This is a genomic window from Flavobacterium sp. LMO6, from assembly GCF_009495795.1.
Lineage (GTDB): Bacteria > Bacteroidota > Bacteroidia > Flavobacteriales > Flavobacteriaceae > Flavobacterium.
Genome location: NZ_WIBH01000003.1, coordinates 74181 through 90225, shown reverse-complemented (window position 1 = coordinate 90225; position 16045 = coordinate 74181). Strand labels below are relative to the sequence as shown.

15 protein-coding genes are annotated in these 16045 nt (G+C 30.5%); 13 read left to right on the top strand and 2 right to left on the bottom strand.

Going from position 1 to position 16045, the window contains the following annotated elements:
- The first annotated feature begins 75 nt into the window (after positions 1-75).
- From wecB to GFJ99_RS04155, 13 genes are all read left to right on the top strand, one after another.
- Positions 76-1188, top strand: a complete 1113-nt coding sequence (gene wecB / locus GFJ99_RS04215; RefSeq protein ID WP_153207669.1) for a non-hydrolyzing UDP-N-acetylglucosamine 2-epimerase — start codon at positions 76-78, stop codon at positions 1186-1188.
- A gap of 7 nt (positions 1189-1195) precedes the next feature.
- Positions 1196-2431 (top strand): UDP-glycosyltransferase, encoded by a 1236-nt coding sequence (locus tag GFJ99_RS04210; RefSeq protein WP_238990071.1) that lies wholly within the window; start codon positions 1196-1198, stop codon positions 2429-2431.
- Between the two features lie 42 nt (positions 2432-2473).
- Positions 2474-3487, top strand: a complete 1014-nt coding sequence (locus GFJ99_RS04205) for an N-acetylneuraminate synthase family protein (protein WP_370454291.1) — start codon at positions 2474-2476, stop codon at positions 3485-3487.
- A 145-nt stretch (positions 3488-3632) separates the two neighbouring features.
- Positions 3633-4790, top strand: coding sequence for a UDP-N-acetylglucosamine 2-epimerase (gene neuC, locus GFJ99_RS04200; RefSeq protein ID WP_153207667.1), 1158 nt, complete (start codon positions 3633-3635; stop codon positions 4788-4790).
- On the top strand, positions 4790-5491 hold the full coding sequence (locus GFJ99_RS04195) for a cytidylyltransferase domain-containing protein (protein WP_153207666.1): 702 nt from the start codon (positions 4790-4792) through the stop codon (positions 5489-5491). The genes neuC and GFJ99_RS04195 overlap by 1 nt, the downstream gene beginning before the upstream one ends.
- On the top strand, positions 5491-7200 hold the full coding sequence (gene asnB, locus GFJ99_RS04190) for an asparagine synthase (glutamine-hydrolyzing) (RefSeq protein WP_153207665.1): 1710 nt from the start codon (positions 5491-5493) through the stop codon (positions 7198-7200). Before GFJ99_RS04195 ends, asnB begins: the two co-directional genes overlap by 1 nt.
- On the top strand, positions 7200-8591 hold the full coding sequence (locus GFJ99_RS04185) for a UDP-glycosyltransferase (RefSeq protein WP_153207664.1): 1392 nt from the start codon (positions 7200-7202) through the stop codon (positions 8589-8591). Before asnB ends, GFJ99_RS04185 begins: the two co-directional genes overlap by 1 nt.
- A 166-nt stretch (positions 8592-8757) precedes the next feature.
- On the top strand, positions 8758-9150 hold the full coding sequence (locus tag GFJ99_RS04180) for a serine O-acetyltransferase (protein ID WP_162524025.1): 393 nt from the start codon (positions 8758-8760) through the stop codon (positions 9148-9150).
- Between the two features lie 16 nt (positions 9151-9166).
- Positions 9167-10594: an MBOAT family protein gene (locus tag GFJ99_RS04175; RefSeq protein WP_203228770.1), complete on the top strand. Its 1428-nt coding sequence runs from the start codon at positions 9167-9169 to the stop codon at positions 10592-10594.
- Positions 10594-11481: a hypothetical protein gene (locus tag GFJ99_RS04170; RefSeq protein ID WP_153207662.1), complete on the top strand. Its 888-nt coding sequence runs from the start codon at positions 10594-10596 to the stop codon at positions 11479-11481. Before GFJ99_RS04175 ends, GFJ99_RS04170 begins: the two co-directional genes overlap by 1 nt.
- On the top strand, positions 11478-12623 hold the full coding sequence (locus GFJ99_RS04165) for a glycosyltransferase family 4 protein (RefSeq protein ID WP_153207661.1): 1146 nt from the start codon (positions 11478-11480) through the stop codon (positions 12621-12623). Before GFJ99_RS04170 ends, GFJ99_RS04165 begins: the two co-directional genes overlap by 4 nt.
- Positions 12624-14177 carry a glycosyltransferase family 2 protein gene (locus GFJ99_RS04160; protein ID WP_153207660.1) on the top strand — a complete coding sequence of 518 codons (1554 nt, stop codon included), beginning with the start codon at positions 12624-12626 and terminating at the stop codon, positions 14175-14177.
- Positions 14167-15159, top strand: coding sequence for a glycosyltransferase family 2 protein (locus GFJ99_RS04155; protein WP_153207659.1), 993 nt, complete (start codon positions 14167-14169; stop codon positions 15157-15159). The genes GFJ99_RS04160 and GFJ99_RS04155 overlap by 11 nt, the downstream gene beginning before the upstream one ends.
- Positions 15160-15181: 22 nt before the next feature.
- Here GFJ99_RS04155 and GFJ99_RS04150 read toward each other — a convergent pair whose 3' ends face one another.
- Both GFJ99_RS04150 and GFJ99_RS04145 read right to left on the bottom strand, forming a co-directional pair.
- Complete coding sequence (locus GFJ99_RS04150; RefSeq protein WP_153207658.1) at positions 15182-15598, bottom strand: response regulator; 417 nt, start codon at positions 15596-15598, stop codon at positions 15182-15184.
- 5 nt (positions 15599-15603) lie between these two features.
- Positions 15604-16026, bottom strand: coding sequence for a response regulator (locus tag GFJ99_RS04145; RefSeq protein WP_153207657.1), 423 nt, complete (start codon positions 16024-16026; stop codon positions 15604-15606).
- Positions 16027-16045 lie beyond the last annotated feature (19 nt).

The following is a 16045-nucleotide window of genomic DNA, read 5'->3' as shown; positions in this document are numbered from 1 at the left end:
ATTCATGTTTTTTTTAATAGTAGGTAATATTTATGAATATTACATTTGACCTTTAAAAATAAATAAATCAGACAAATGAAAATCTTACTTTGTTTTGGCACTCGCCCCGAAGCTATCAAAATGGCTCCCTTGTATCATGAATTACAAAAGACTCCTTTTGAAGTAAAAGTTTGCGTTACAGCCCAACATAGAGAAATGCTAGATCAGGTATTGGATTTTTTTGAAATACGACCTGATTTTGATTTAGATTTAATGAAAAAAGGACAAAGTTTAAATCAATTAAGTTCACGTATTCTTTCCGCTATGGACGGTGTTTTAGAAGAATTTCAACCTAATGTGGTTTTGGTTCATGGAGATACTACCACTTCTTCTATGGTTGCGTTAGCGGCTTTCCATAAAGGTATAAAAGTAGGACATGTAGAAGCTGGCTTAAGAACGTATAACAAGCTATCTCCTTTTCCTGAAGAACTTAACAGGCAAATTACGAGTAGAATTGCCGATTATCATTTTGCACCCACTTCATGGGCCTCAGAAAATCTTATCCTAGAAAAAATTTTAAAAGAAAATATAGTTGTAACAGGTAATACTGTTATAGATGCTTTACAGTTAGGGGTTTCTAAATTAGAAATGGGTTATACTTGTGCTGATTTAGAAATGGTAAAGGAGGTGTTGAATGCTTCTAAAAAAATAATATTAATTACAGGTCATCGCAGAGAAAATTTTGGATCAGGATTTGAAAATCTATGTTTGGCCATAAAAGAAATTGCTACAACAAGTGAAGAAGTTCAGATTATTTATCCTGTTCATTTAAATCCGAATGTACAAGAGCCGGTTAATCGTATATTAGGTAATATTGCTAATGTTCATTTGATACCACCAGTAGATTATCCCGCTTTTTTATTTTTGATGCAACAAGCTCATTTTATTTTAACCGATTCTGGAGGTGTACAAGAAGAAGCACCTTCTTTAGGAAAACCTGTATTAGTAATGCGAGACACAACAGAACGTCCGGAAGCTGTTGCAGCAGGAACAGTTGAATTGGTTGGTACAAATACATCAGCTATAGTTTCTGCTTGTTTGCATTTGTTGCAAGACGCAAATCAATATCAAATTAGAAGTAAAGCGCATAATCCTTATGGAGATGGAAAAGCTTCGGAACGAATTTGTAATTTTATATCCCAAATATAACTTGAAGATGAGAATTTTAGTAGTTGTTGAATCTATTGATGTAAATGATAGTAGTGGTTCGAAAGCTAATGTGGCTTTAATTCAGAATTTAGCTTCTTGTGGTTTTGATATGCAAGTATATCATTATACGAGAAAGGAAATTCAATTAGATTCGATTCCTTGCATTTCTATTCCAGAAAAAAAATGGAATTTTCTCTATTTATTAAGCAGAACAGAGCGTTTATTTACAAGATGGACTAAAATTAATTTGAACCCTTATTTAGAAAGTTGGTTTGGATTTTCTTTTACATTTTTCAACGATACTAACAGCATTGCCTCTGAAGTAAAAAAACAAAAAGATTTTCAACCCGATTTGGTACTAACATTAAGTAAAGGAGCCAGTTTTCGACCTCATTATGCTTTATTAAAATTGTCAGAACTTCATGATAAATGGATGGCTTACGTGCATGATCCATTTCCGTTTCATTATTACCCAAGACCTTTTAATTGGATTCAGCCTGGGTATGCTCAAAAAGAAAAGTTTTTTAGAGCCGTATCTCAAAAAGCACGATATAGTGCTTTTCCTAGCCAATTATTAAAAGAATGGATGGGAAGTTATTTTAAAGATTTTTTAAAAACAGGAATTATAATTCCTCACCAAATAAGTGAGTTAAATACAGAAAATGTTGCTTTGCCCACTTTTTTTGACGCTACTAAATTTACCTTACTTCATGCAGGTAATTTATTAGAACAACGAAATCCATTACCTCTAATTAATGCTTATCGTAAGTTTTTAATAGATTATCCCGAAGCAAAAAATGATTCCCAATTATTGTTTGTTGGACCGGCTATGTTTCATGAAAAAGATTTATTAGAATTAGAAAAGCAAATTCCAACTTTAGTAGCAGCGTGTCGAAATTTTCCTTTCAAAGAAATTATGGCATTGCAAGAACAAGTATCGGTTAATATTATTTTAGAGTCTAAATCCGAAATAAGTCCATTTTTACCAGGTAAGTTTCCGCATTGTGTTAGTGCAAATAGACCTATTTTACTTTTAAGTCCATATTATAGTGAAACAAAACGATTATTAGGGGCTAATTATTCCTATTGGTCAGAAGCAGATGATGAATTAAAGTTATATTCACATATTGAAACGCTTTATCAAAAATGGAAGAGTCATGATTTAAAAGAACTGGATAGAGACGATTTAAAATCTTATTTAGGAAATGCTTATTTAAAAAATAGTTTTTGTAATCTTAATTAATGATTTTTGTTATAAGAAATATTGGTTTAAAACAGAACAAACGTGAAAATAGAAAACACTCCTTATTACATTGCCGAAATAGGACAAGCTCATGAAGGCAGCTTAGGAATTTTACATTCTTACATTGATGCGTTAGCTACAACTGGTGTACATGCTGTGAAATTTCAAATGCATATTGCTGAGGCTGAAAGTAGCAAATATGAACCATTTCGTGTAAAATTTTCGTTTGAAGATGCTACTCGCTTTGATTATTGGAAACGAATGGAGTTTACTTTGGAACAATGGAAAGAAATTAAACAACATTGCGATGCTGTAGGTTTAGATTTTATATGCTCGCCCTTTAGTAATTTGGCTGTCGATTGGCTAGAAGAAATAGGAGTAAAGTATTATAAAATTGGTTCTGGTGAAGTTTCCAATTTATTATTGATAGAGAAAATTGCTCAAACAAAAAAGCCTTTGATTTTGTCTTCAGGCATGAGTAGTTTTTCTGAATTAGATACTACAGTTGCTTTTTTACAAGATAAGAAAGTTGCTTTTTCTATTTTACAATGTACTACCTCTTATCCAACCCAACCCCAGCAGTATGGTTTTAATGTAATTCAAGAATTAAAAGAACGTTATCATGTTTCTGTTGGCTTTTCAGATCATTCTGCTAAGATTGCTACTAATATAGCAGCAATAGCTTTAGGTGCTGAAATTTTAGAGTTTCATGTCGTTTTTGATCGTCGTATGTTTGGTCCCGATGCGAAGTCTTCTCTTACGCTAAACGAGGTAAAACAATTGGTAGATGATTGTAATGCTATTTATTTAGCAAACGAATATCCAATCAATAAAAACGATAATAGCGATTTTGTAGTACTGAAATCTATTTTTGAAAAATCTTTAGCTGTTAATAAAGAATTGCCAAAAGGGCATATTCTTACTTTTGATGATTTAGAAGCAAAAAAACCAAAAGGTTATGGTATAGAAGCTGCAAGATTTCAAGAAATTATTGGGAGAAAATTAAATAAAAATCTTAATCAATGGGATTTTTTGAATGAAGCGGATTTGGAGTAATCTCGATTCCGAATATTCGGAACAGGCATTCAATCGATTTGACAAATTCAACTTAACCTAGAATTTCAATTTTATAAAAATTCTCAAACCCTCACGATTTCCATAAATTTTACTTAATTTTAGCCCTTTGAAGAAGCATAGGAAAATGAGTAAAAGAAAAATAGCAGTTGTAATTACAGCAAGACCTTCTTACAGTAGAGTAAAAACCGTATTATCAGCTATACAACAACACCCAGATTTAGAACTTCAGCTAATAGTTGCAGCTTCTGCTTTGTTAGATCGATATGGTTCCGCTATTAATTACATTGTTAAAGATGGTTTTGAAATTGCGGCTAAAGTATTTAATGTTTTAGAAGGTGAAAACTTAACAGCTGCTGCAAAAACTACAGGTATAGGTATTTTAGAGCTTTCTACTGTATTTGATAATTTAATGCCTGATGTGGTTGTAACTGTTGCTGATCGATTTGAAACAATGGCAACTGCTATAGCGGCTTCTTATATGAATATTCCTTTAGCTCATATTCAAGGTGGTGAGGTTACGGGTAATATAGATGAAAAAGTTAGACATTCGATAACCAAATTGGCTGATTATCATTTTGTAGCTTCTGAAAACGCAAAAGAAAGGGTAATTAAATTGGGTGAAAATCCAGATTTTGTATTTAATACGGGTTGTCCTTCAATAGATTTAGCTAAAGGAGTAATTGAAGCGAGTGCTACTTTACCTTTTAATCCTTATGAAAAATATGGAGGAGTAGGTTTTAGTCCTGACCTTTCCAATGGCTATTTAGTGGTGATGCAGCACCCTGTAACTAATGAATATCAAGATTCTAGAAAACATATTGAAGCAACATTAGAAGCCGTTTATCAATTAAACCGTCCTACTTTATGGTTTTGGCCTAATGTTGATGCTGGTGCCGATGGAACATCAAATGGAATTAGGGCTTATAGAGAAACGCATCAACTCCCTAATGTACATTTCTTAAAAAATATGGAGGGTAAAGATTTTTTACATTTGCTTCATCATGCTGATTGTTTAATTGGTAATTCGAGTGTAGGAATTAGAGAATGTGCTTATTTAGGAGTGCCAGTAGTAAATATTGGTTCTAGACAAAACAGAAGAGATAGAGGGAGTAATGTTGTAGATGTTACCTATGAGATACAAGCTATAAAAGAAGCAATTGAAGTTCAATCTGTTGCAAAAAGAAGTACTTCTGATGTATATGGTGGTGGTGATGCGGGTAAACAAATAGCAGATTTATTAGCGCAATTGCCTTTACAATTTCACAAAACAATAATGTATTAATGCGAATTTTAGGTATCATACCAGCAAGAGGAGGATCAAAAGGTGTGCCTGGTAAAAATATTAAATTACTCGGTGGCTTACCTTTAATTGCATATACTTCAAATGCTGCAAATGATTCTAAATATTTAAATAAAACGATCATTTCTACAGATGATCTTACCATAGCTGAGGTTGCAAAACAATTTCAAATAGAAGTTCCATTTATAAGACCATCTTCATTAGCCACTGACACCGCTTCTAGTATCGAAGTAGTGCAACATGTAGTAACTTATTTAGAAAGTCAAGGGGAGTATTATGATGCTATTTGTTTGTTGCAGCCTACTTCACCTTTTAGAAAAAAAGGGTTTATTGATAAAGCTATTGAAAAATTTATAAATGAAGCTGCTGATGCACTCGTAAGTGTTTTGCCAGTTCCTCATGAATTTAATCCGCATTGGGTTTTTGAACCGAATAATAATGGATTTCTTCATTTAGCTACTGGCGAACCTGAAATTATAAAAAGAAGACAAGATTTGCCTCCAGCTTATTTTCGTGACGGTTCTATTTATATCACAAAAACGAATGTGATAAAAGATGGGAGTTTTTATGGGGCTAAATTGTCTTATATAGAAAATAATGCTGATTTTTACGTTAATATAGATACGCTAAAAGATTGGGATAAAGCAGTAGCTATATTGCCAATAGTAAAAGATAAATTATAATGTGTGGGATTGCCGGTATTTTTTCTTCAGCAAATGCTTTAGAAGATAGAAAAATAAAGTTAGGTGCTATGTTGCAAAAGCAACTACATCGAGGGCCCGATGCTACGCAAGAGTGGCACGATTTGCAATGTAGTTTAGGGCATAATCGTTTAAGTATTATAGATTTATCTAAAGAAGCTAATCAGCCTATGCATAGCTATTGTGATAGGTATGTTGTTGTTTTTAATGGAGAAATCTATAATTATTTAGAAATAAAAAAGGAATTATCTCCTTTTTTTCAATTTCAAACCCAATCAGATACTGAAGTTTTATTAAATGCCTATATTCATTGGGGCTCCGATTTTTTACACCATCTAAATGGTATGTTTTCAATAGCAATTTGGGACAAAAAACTTCAAAGTTTGTTTATAGCTAGAGATAGATTTGGAGTTAAACCATTTTATTATTTTGCAGATTCTCATCAATTTACTTTTGCAAGTGAAATTAAAACGTTGTGGGCTTCTGGTATATCAAAGTTTCCTAATAAAAAAGTATGGGCAAATTATTTGTCTTATGGAACTTATGGTTTGCCAAATGAAACTTTTTGGAGTTCAATACATCAATTACCCGCAGGACATTTTGCCCTAATTAGTTTGGAAAATTTGGCTACTTTTCAGCCTCAAAAATGGTATGATTTTGTTTCAAGAATTCAAAATACACCCGTTTTAGAAATTCCCGAACTAAAAAAACAATATTCAGCATTATTAAAAGATGCTATTCAACTTCGATTTAGAGCCGATGTTCCTTTAGGGATGAATGTAAGCGGTGGATTGGATTCATCTACTTTAATTGCTTTAATTCATGAGAATTTACCAGCTACTAAAAATATTGAAGCTTATACTTTTTATTGTAATGATGTTAATTATGATGAACTTCCTTGGGTAGAATTATTATTAGAAAACAAGCCTTATCCTCTAAATAAAATAGCATTAAAAGCTACAGATATTCCTCAATTAATTTCTAAAATTAGCGAAAATCAAGATGAACCTTTTGGCGGATTTCCTACTTTAGCGTATAGTTTGTTGTTTGAAGCTGCGCAAAAAAACGGAGTTAAAGTTGTGCTAGATGGTCAAGGTATGGATGAAGCTTGGGCAGGTTATGATTATTATTATAATCAATCGGGTAGTGTTATTCAAGGTGTGTTAACTTCTCCTGTTAGACCTGAAGTTTTAGATGCTGATTTTATTAGTTTAGCAGAAAAAGAATTGTATCCAAAGCCATTTACTTCTGAACTGCAAAATATGCAATATAGAGATTTATTTTATACTAAAATTCCACGAGCATTACGTTTTAATGATCGAATTAGTATGTTACATGGTACAGAATTAAGAGAACCATTTTTAGACTATCGTTTGGTAGAGTTAGCATTTGCTCAAAAAGATTCGGTTAAATATAATCAAGGAAATTCTAAATGGATGTTACGTCAAATTAGCCAAGAATTATTATCAGATCAAGTGGCGTTGGCACCTAAAAGACCTTTGCAAACACCACAGCGGGAATGGATTGCAAATGAGTTAAATTCATATATTTCAGATAAAATAAATGCGTTTAGTCAGTTAGATTTTGTAAACCAAGAAAAAGTGCAACAAATTTGGAAGGATTATAATAACGGAAATCAGGATAATAGTTTTTATATTTGGCAATGGATTAATTTGGTTGAATTAGTATAATGAGTAAAAAGAAAATTTTTGTTTTATTACCAGACGGTGTTGGACTTCGGAATTTTGTCTATTCTAATTTCTATGAAATTGGAAAGCAAGAATATGATATTGTTTTTTGGAATAATACTCCTTTTGATCTAACCGAATTAAATTATCCGGAAATTAAATTTGAAAAACCTGTTTTACATCCTTTTACAGATGTTTTTAAAAATGGAATTATTCAAGCTTCTTTAACAAAAAACAGTAAAATTGAAAACGATACTGTTTATGACAACTATCGCTTTGAACCAAATACTTCTGGTTTAAAAAATAAATTAAAAAATACTGTTGTTTCTTTTTTAAACTCTAATTATTCTAATCAAAATGGAATTATAGGATTGCGAAATCAAATTAATAAATGGGAAAGAAGTACTTCTTTTTATAAAAAATGTCGTGCAATTTTAGAATCAGAAATGCCTGATTTTATTTTTTGTACCAATCAAAGACAATCAATTGCAATAGCTCCTTTATTAGCAGCAACTGATTTAGGAATACCTACTGCTACCTTTATTTTTTCATGGGATAATTTACCAAAAGCTACAATGGTGGTGCAAACAGATTTTTATTATGTTTGGAGTCAGCATATGAAACATGAATTACTTCATTATCATCCTGAAATTCATGAAAATCAAATTAAAGTTACTGGCACTCCACAGTTTGAACCTCATTTTGATGCATCTATTTTTTTAGATCGAGATTTATTTTTTAAAACGTATGGTTTAGATACGAATAAAAAATATATTTGTTATTCTGGTGATGATATAACTACTTGTCCTGATGACGAAGTGTATTTGAATGATGTTGCAAAAGCTGTCACAGAATTAAATCAGAAAGGGGCTAATCTTGGAATTATTTTTAGAAGAAGTCCAGTAGATTTTTCTTCACGATATGACAGTACATTGGAAGAGTTTAAAGATATTATTGTTTCCATAAACCCAGATTGGGATAAAATAGGTGATGGTTGGAATACTATTATTCCAAAACCTAACGATAATTCTGTATTAGTAAATACTATTAGACACTCTGAATTAGTAATAAATTTAGGATCTTCAATGGTGTTTGATTTTGCTATTTTTAACAAACCTTGTTTATATATAAATTATGATGTTAATAATAAAAAAGATAAGGATTGGTCTGTAAGAAAAATATATGAGTTTGTTCATTTTCGTTCTATGCCTTCAAAAGAAGCTGTAATGTGGATTTCAGATTCAAAAGCTATTCCTAATATAGTTGAAAAAGCACTTGCTGAAAATAGTACGATAAATCAATCTACTAATTGGTTTGAAAAAATAACAGAACAACCTGCAAATAAAGCATCGGAAAGAATTTGGAATGAAATAAAAAATGTTTTGAATGGATAGTTTAATTACATCAGATTTTCAGAGGCATGGTATTAAAAAGGTAACACTTTTTAAGCTTTTTTCTGTATTTTTTTTATTGCCAAATCCAGGTTTAAAATACATGACAATTTTTCGTTTATGCCAAAAATATCGAACTAAAAATAAACTTTTATTTTACTTTTACTTTTTGTGGTTACGCTCCTTAAAAGTTAAATATGGTTTTGATATTTCCTATAGAACAAAAATAGGAGCAGGATTTTATATTGGTCATTTTGGCGGAATTGTAATTCATGGAGATACAATAATTGGTAATAATTGTAATATTTCTCAAGGAGTTACATTAGGAGTTTCTAATTCAAAGAATCAAGGTTCTCCAATTATAGAAGATAATGTTTTTTTAGGACCTAATGCTTGTGTTTTTGGAAATGTAAAAATCGGGAATAATAGTGTTATTGGTGCGAATACAGTTATAACAGAAAATGTTCCTTCTAATTGTACTGTAGTAAATCAAAAAAATAATGTTATAGAAAAAGATTTATCTGAATATTATATCCATAATAAGTTTGTAAAAGAAGATTAAACTTAATTTCATAAATATGCTATTCAACTCCCTAGAATTTTTACTCTTCCTACCTGTAGTATTTCTGCTGTATTGGTTGGTTTTTAAAAACCAATTAAGAGCTCAAAATGTCTTATTATTAGTAGCTAGTTATATTTTCTACGGTTGGTGGGATTGGCGTTTTTTGTCTTTAATTATTGCCAGTACTTTTTTAGATTATTTCGTAGCATTAGCACTTCAAAAAAATGATTCTTCTTTAAAACGAAAATATTTATTGGGTTTAAGTTTACTAGGAAATTTAGGTATGCTAGGCTTTTTTAAATACTATAATTTTTTTGTTGAAAGTTGGGTAGAAGCTTGGGCCAATCTAGGAATAACGATGGAGGTAAGTATCTTAAAAATTATTCTTCCGGTTGGAATTTCTTTTTATACATTTCAAACTTTAAGTTACACGATTGATGTATATAGAAAAGAAATGCAACCCACTAAAAACTTTATTGATTTTGCTGCCTTTGTTACATTTTTTCCGCAACTAGTAGCCGGACCAATTGAAAGAGCCTCCCATTTATTACCTCAGTTTTATAAAAAGCGTGTTTTTGATTATAATAATGCTGTTGAAGGCATTAAGCTCATAATTTGGGGAATGTTTAAGAAAGTTGTAGTAGCTGATAATTGCGCTTTTTTTGTTACTAAAATTTTTGATAATCCCGAAGCATTTTCGAGTGGCGAATTGTTTGTAGGAATGGTCTTTTTTGCTTTTCAAATTTATGGCGATTTTTCAGGATATTCAGATATTGCCATTGGAATATCAAAACTCTTTGGATTTGATTTAATGGTGAATTTTAAGTTTCCGTATTTCTCAAGAGATATTGCCGAGTTTTGGCGTCGTTGGCACATTTCATTGTCTACGTGGTTTCGCGATTATATTTATATTCCTCTTGGTGGCTCAAAAGGTACTTTAGGGTTTCAAATTCGAAACGTTCTGATTATCTTTTTGGTTAGTGGCTTTTGGCATGGAGCAAATTGGACATACGTAGCTTGGGGATTATTTCATGCCTTATTATTTTTACCATTATTGCTTTTAAAAGTAAATAGGAGTCATTTAATTACGATGTCTTATGGGTGGGTTGATTTTGCTAAAATTAGTTTTACCTTTTTTATGGTATGTATTGGATGGGTTTTTTTTAGAGCCGATTCTATTTCAGATGCCTTTTTATATTTAATTCATTTGTTTGAATTGAAAAGTTTAGGGTTGTCATTGTTTTATAGCACTAATGCTAATTTAATGATTTTTGCCTTAAGTACTTTAGCTATTGGAATAGTATCTATTCAAGAGTTGGTGTGGGTAATTAAAAAAAGAGAAGTGCCTAAGTTGTCAACTTATGGTGCTTTATTCCTAGTTTTACTTCTCTTTTTTATGGGAAGTTTTAAAAATCAAATGGACTTTATTTATTTTCAATTCTAATGAAAAAGTTTCTTACTAAAATAGCGTTTTATACTTTTTTAATTTTATTAATTGGAAACGTAACTGCTTATTTATCATTATATGTTTTAGGTAAATCACAATTATATAAGAATCAATTTGTTAAGAATGGAGTCGCAGCAACTCAATTTGATTATGTTGTTTTAGGTTCAAGTACAGGATTAACTACTCTAGATACGAAATTAATTGATGAGAAAATGCACACTTCGGGCTTAAATATTAGTATGGATGATACCTCTTTAAGTTCGCATTATCTTATGTTACAATATTTTCTTTCTTTAGGAAAAAAAACGAACAAACTGGTCTTATGTGTTACTCCTGGAGATATCCAAAATCCAAAAGTTGAATTGAATAATAACGATTATCGATTTTTAACTGAAGTTCAGGATTCGTTAGTTTATAATTATTATAATCGGTTAGAAGATAAAGGACTAAAAGTACTTGCTTACTCTAAATTCTTTCCAATTTTAGGTGTAAGTTATTATAATAATGAGTTATTTTATCCTTCTTTTTATGCCTTTTTAAAACCCAATAAAAGAAATAGATTTGATGATAAAGGAAATTATACGTATCCACAAATTACAAATAATATAAGCAAAGTAGGTTTTGCTACTTCAAAAACAAATTTCGTTAATCCTTCTTTTTTAAAAATAAAAAAGCTTTGCCAACAAAAAGGGATTGAATTAATTGTGTATCAATCGCCTATTTACCGAGCCAAAGTTGTTTTTCCTACAACTAATGAATTTAAAATTATTAATCATTCCGAAATTTTACCTGAAGATTTGTTTTATGATAACATTCATGTAAATAGTAAAGGCAGAACTTTTTGTACTTTAGCCTTTTGTGAAGAAATGAAACTATTGAAATGAAAATCGCATTTTTAACGCCAGAATATCCGCACGATAGAACCGGAAATTCAGGAGGTATTGGTACAAGTATTAAGAATTTAGCCGAAAGCTTAACTGCTTTGGGTCATACTGTGCGTATTTTGGTTTACGGACAAAAAGAAGAAGTTGTTTTTGAAGAATCAGGAATTACCATTCAACTCATAAAAAATGTAAAAATCAAAGGATTGTCTTGGTATTTTACTCGAAAAAAAATACAAAGAATCATTGATCATTTGTATCAAAACAAGGAAATCGATATTGTTGAAGCGCCTGATTGGACAGGAATATCATCGTTTATTCAACCAAAAAATTGCCCGTTAGTTATTCGCTTAAATGGCAGCGATACTTATTTTTGTCATTTGGATAATCGACCTGTAAAATGGATGAATAGATTTCATGAAAAAAGAGCCTTAAAAAATGCTTCCGGACATATTTCAGTGAGTCAATTTACTGCAGATAAAACAAATGAATTGTTTGGATTTAAAATTCCATTTACTATTATTCCAAATGGAATTAATCCTAAAAAATTTCAATTAGATGCAGATTTTAATAAGGATACAGATGTAGTTTTGTATTTTGGAACTTTAATACGTAAAAAAGGTTTGCTGGAATTGCCTTTGATTTTTAATGAAGTTATTGCACAACGTCCACAAACAAAATTAGTTTTGGTTGGAAGAGATTCAAGTGATGTTCTAACAGGTCAATCTTCAACTTGGAAAATGATGCAATCTTTATTTACTCAAGCCGCTTTACAACAAGTAGCCTATTTAGGTGGTGTTCCTTATAATGAAATGCGCCAATATATTGCAACTGCTAATGTTTGTGTTTTTCCTACATTTGCCGAAGCGTTGCCTGTTTCTTGGTTAGAAGCCATGGCGATGCAAAAAGCTATAGTTGCTTCCAATATTGGTTGGGGTCCTGAGGTTATTGCTACTAATAAAGATGGTGTTTTGGTGCATCCAAAATCGCATCAAGAGTATGCTAATGCTATTGTACAATTATTAGAGAATCAATCTCAAAATACAGAGTTTGGAAAAAATGCGGCTTTAAAAGTAGCTGCTACTTTTTCTAATCGTATAATTGCAGAAAAGAGTTTAGATTTTTATAGAAAATTCGTTAAATAAATGGTACAAATTTTTCATAATCATTATAAAATTACACGTATTCTGTATGATGGATATGATTTTAATTATCTCAAAGGGCAAAGTGTTTTACACGGCATATCAGAATTAATTAAAGTTGTTCCAGAGGCATCCGTTTTATGGTGTAAAGAAGATTATGTTTCTTATCTAAATCTTACTGTAATTCATAATTTATCCCTTACATCTACTACTTTATATAGTTTTAATCCTAATGAAAATGATTTTTTTAATAGAGTAATTGGATATGTTGATTTATCTATCGCTATTTCAATTTCTTATAAAAATACATATCCTACATGGTTAATGAGTTCAGAAGTAGGAGTAGCTTCTCTTCAACTTTTTAAGTTGGCATTAGAATTAGTTCCTGTTAATTCTGATTTTGATTATTTTCTAAAATCATTTGCAAAATTATCTCAAGTTGAAGGCGTTTTTTGTTATTCTGTACCTTCTTTGTTGCTTGGATACAAAAATGATAATAAGGATTCTTCTTCAATAGAAATTGCTAAACTTGTCCGATTTACCAAACAACATTATAAATTAGGTTGGACTTTTCAGCTATTATATTCGTTTTTATTTCATGAGAAAATATATGCTTTTTTTAGCATGATCTCTCCTTTGTTTTATAAACACAGGGTTCTTCAAAGTAAAGTTATAATTAATGATTTATCTACTTCTACTTTATTAGATGTTACGCAATTAAAAATAGATGTTTTAATACCAACTATTGGTAGAGAAACGTATTTATATGATGTTTTATGTGATTTAAAAAATCAAACGGTATTACCAAAGAATGTTATTATAATTGAGCAAAATCCAGACACAAGCTGTAGTTCAAGTTTAGATTATTTAAAAAATGAAAAATGGCCTTTTGAAATAGTTCATAATTTTACACATCAAACAGGTGTTTGTAATGCAAGAAACATAGGTTTAGATGCTGTTACTAATGAATGGATTTTTTTTGCAGATGATGATATTAGATTGGTTTCTAATTTCATTGAACAAGCTTTGCAAAAAATGACGGCTCTAAATAGTTTAGCGGCTTCTTTTAATTGCGTTCCTTTACTAACTAATTTAACTAATGAAAAAAATCCTTTTCAGTGGGGTAGTTTTGGGTCAGGTTCAAGTATTGTAAATCAAGATGCAATTACGGGTTGTCGTTTTGGAAAAGGATACGAATTTGGTTTTGGAGAAGATGCTGATTTTGGTATGCAAATTCGTAAAAACGGATATGATGTTTTATTTTTTGAGTATCCTAATATTGTACATTTAAAAGCTCCTATTGGAGGATTTAGAACGAAACCAGTTGTTGAATGGGCTAATGAAACTTTTGCACCCAAGCCTTCACCTACAGTTATGTTATTTCGCATGAAAAATTGTACAGTTGCTCAAAATAGAACCTATAAATTAAAATTATTTTTAAGCTATTATAAATCACAATCCATTAAAAATCCATTTGCTTACTATACTACTTTTAAAAAGCAATGGCAAGTAAGTCAAAAATGGGCGCATATCTTATCTAAAAAAAATGAACTTTAGTCTAATTATTTGTACCTATAAACGACCAACTGCTTTGTTACAACTGCTGCAATCCGTTGTGCAGCAATCTTTGTATCCGAGTGAAATTTTAATTGTTGATGGTTCTCCAGATGATGCAACTAAAGAAATGATAAATGAAAATGATTTTAAAAATCTATTCTATTTTAAAGTTTCACCAGAAGATAGAGGTTTAACTAAACAACGGAATTATGGAATTTCTCGTGTTTCTGAAAGTAGTGATGTGGTTTGTTTTTTAGATGATGATACTATTTTAGCAACTACTTATTTTGAAGAAATTATTAAAACATATAGTGTTTTTCCAGCTGCTTTAGGGGTAGGAGGGTATATTACAAATGAAGTGTCTTGGCAGTATGCGGGTCCTGATTACCATCCTAAAATTAACGAGTTTTATTATGATGAATGGAAACGTAGTGATGGAGCTCGGTTTGTTTGGAGAAAAAAAATAGGTTTAGATGCTGATTCACTTCCCGGATTTTTACCAGAATTTTCACATGGGCGTAGCGTTGGTTTTTTGCCTCCAACGGGTAAAACATATGAAGTAGAACAATTAATGGGAGGCGTTTCTTCGTTTCGAAAAAAAGTATTTGATACGTTTCAGTTTTCTACTTATTTTGAAGGTTATGGTTTATATGAAGATGCCGATTTTACTTTGAGGGTTTCTAAAACAGGTAATTTGTATTTAAATACGGCAGCTCAGTTAGAACATTATCATGATGCAGCCGGTCGTCCTAATCAATATGAATATGGTAAAATGGTTGTGCGTAATGGTTGGTATGTTTGGCGTGTAAAACATCAAAACCCAACATCAAAAGCAAAGTTTAAGTGGCACGCTATAACTCTGTTATTAAGTGCTATTCGTGCTACAAATATTGTGACTACTTCAAAAAAGAAAGAAGCTTTTACAGAAACTATTGGAAGAATAGTAGGATGGTTTTCTTTGTTCTTTTCTGTGCCTAAATAGTTTTAAGATTAAAACTATAAAATTAAATTTTAACCAATGCTTTTTTTTTGAAACGTTCAATGTTAGTCAAAATACTTTTATGAATGTTTTCACTACTTAATTGGTCTTTTAAAATAAAATCTGAAGCTCCTAATTGAATTGTTTTTGTTGCAAAAGATTGATCTGAATATCCTGTTAAAACAATTACAGGTATATTTTTAGTAATTTGTAATACTTCGGTAACAAGTTCTTCTCCACTTTTATCTGGTAAAGATGTGTCTAGAAATATTACATCAAAGTCTTTTGTATTATCTGATATTTGTTTTAATTCACTAAAACGTTCTAGATGTTTAATATTAGGTTTTTCGATATTCTCATTTAAATATTCTTCTAAAAGATAATAATCGCCTATATTATCTTCGATAACTAATATATTGTAATTTTTATTATCCTTATTCATTTTACTTAAAAAAAAGGTAATTTACATGTGTTAAACCAAAAATTTCCTATTGAATTAATTGTTTGAAAAAAATCATTAACATCAGATGGTTTTGAAATAAAACCATTCGCATGATTTGCGTAAGTTAAATTAATGTCATTAATAGCTGATGATGTTGTTAACATAATAACTGGAATGTGTTTTGTTTTTTCATTCTCTTTTATTTTTTTTAAAACTTCATGTCCATTTAGCAAAGGTAAGTTAATATCTAAAATAATTATATCTGGAAGTTGCGAATTAGTACAATTTTCAAATAAATAATTAATAGCTTCTTTTCCATTACGTGCTACTTGAATTTCCGTTTTAAAATCAGACTCTTCAAAAGCTTCTAACGTAAGAATGATATCACCTTCATTATCTTCTACTAATAAAATTTGATTTTTTTTCATAAAATATGGTTGTTAATGT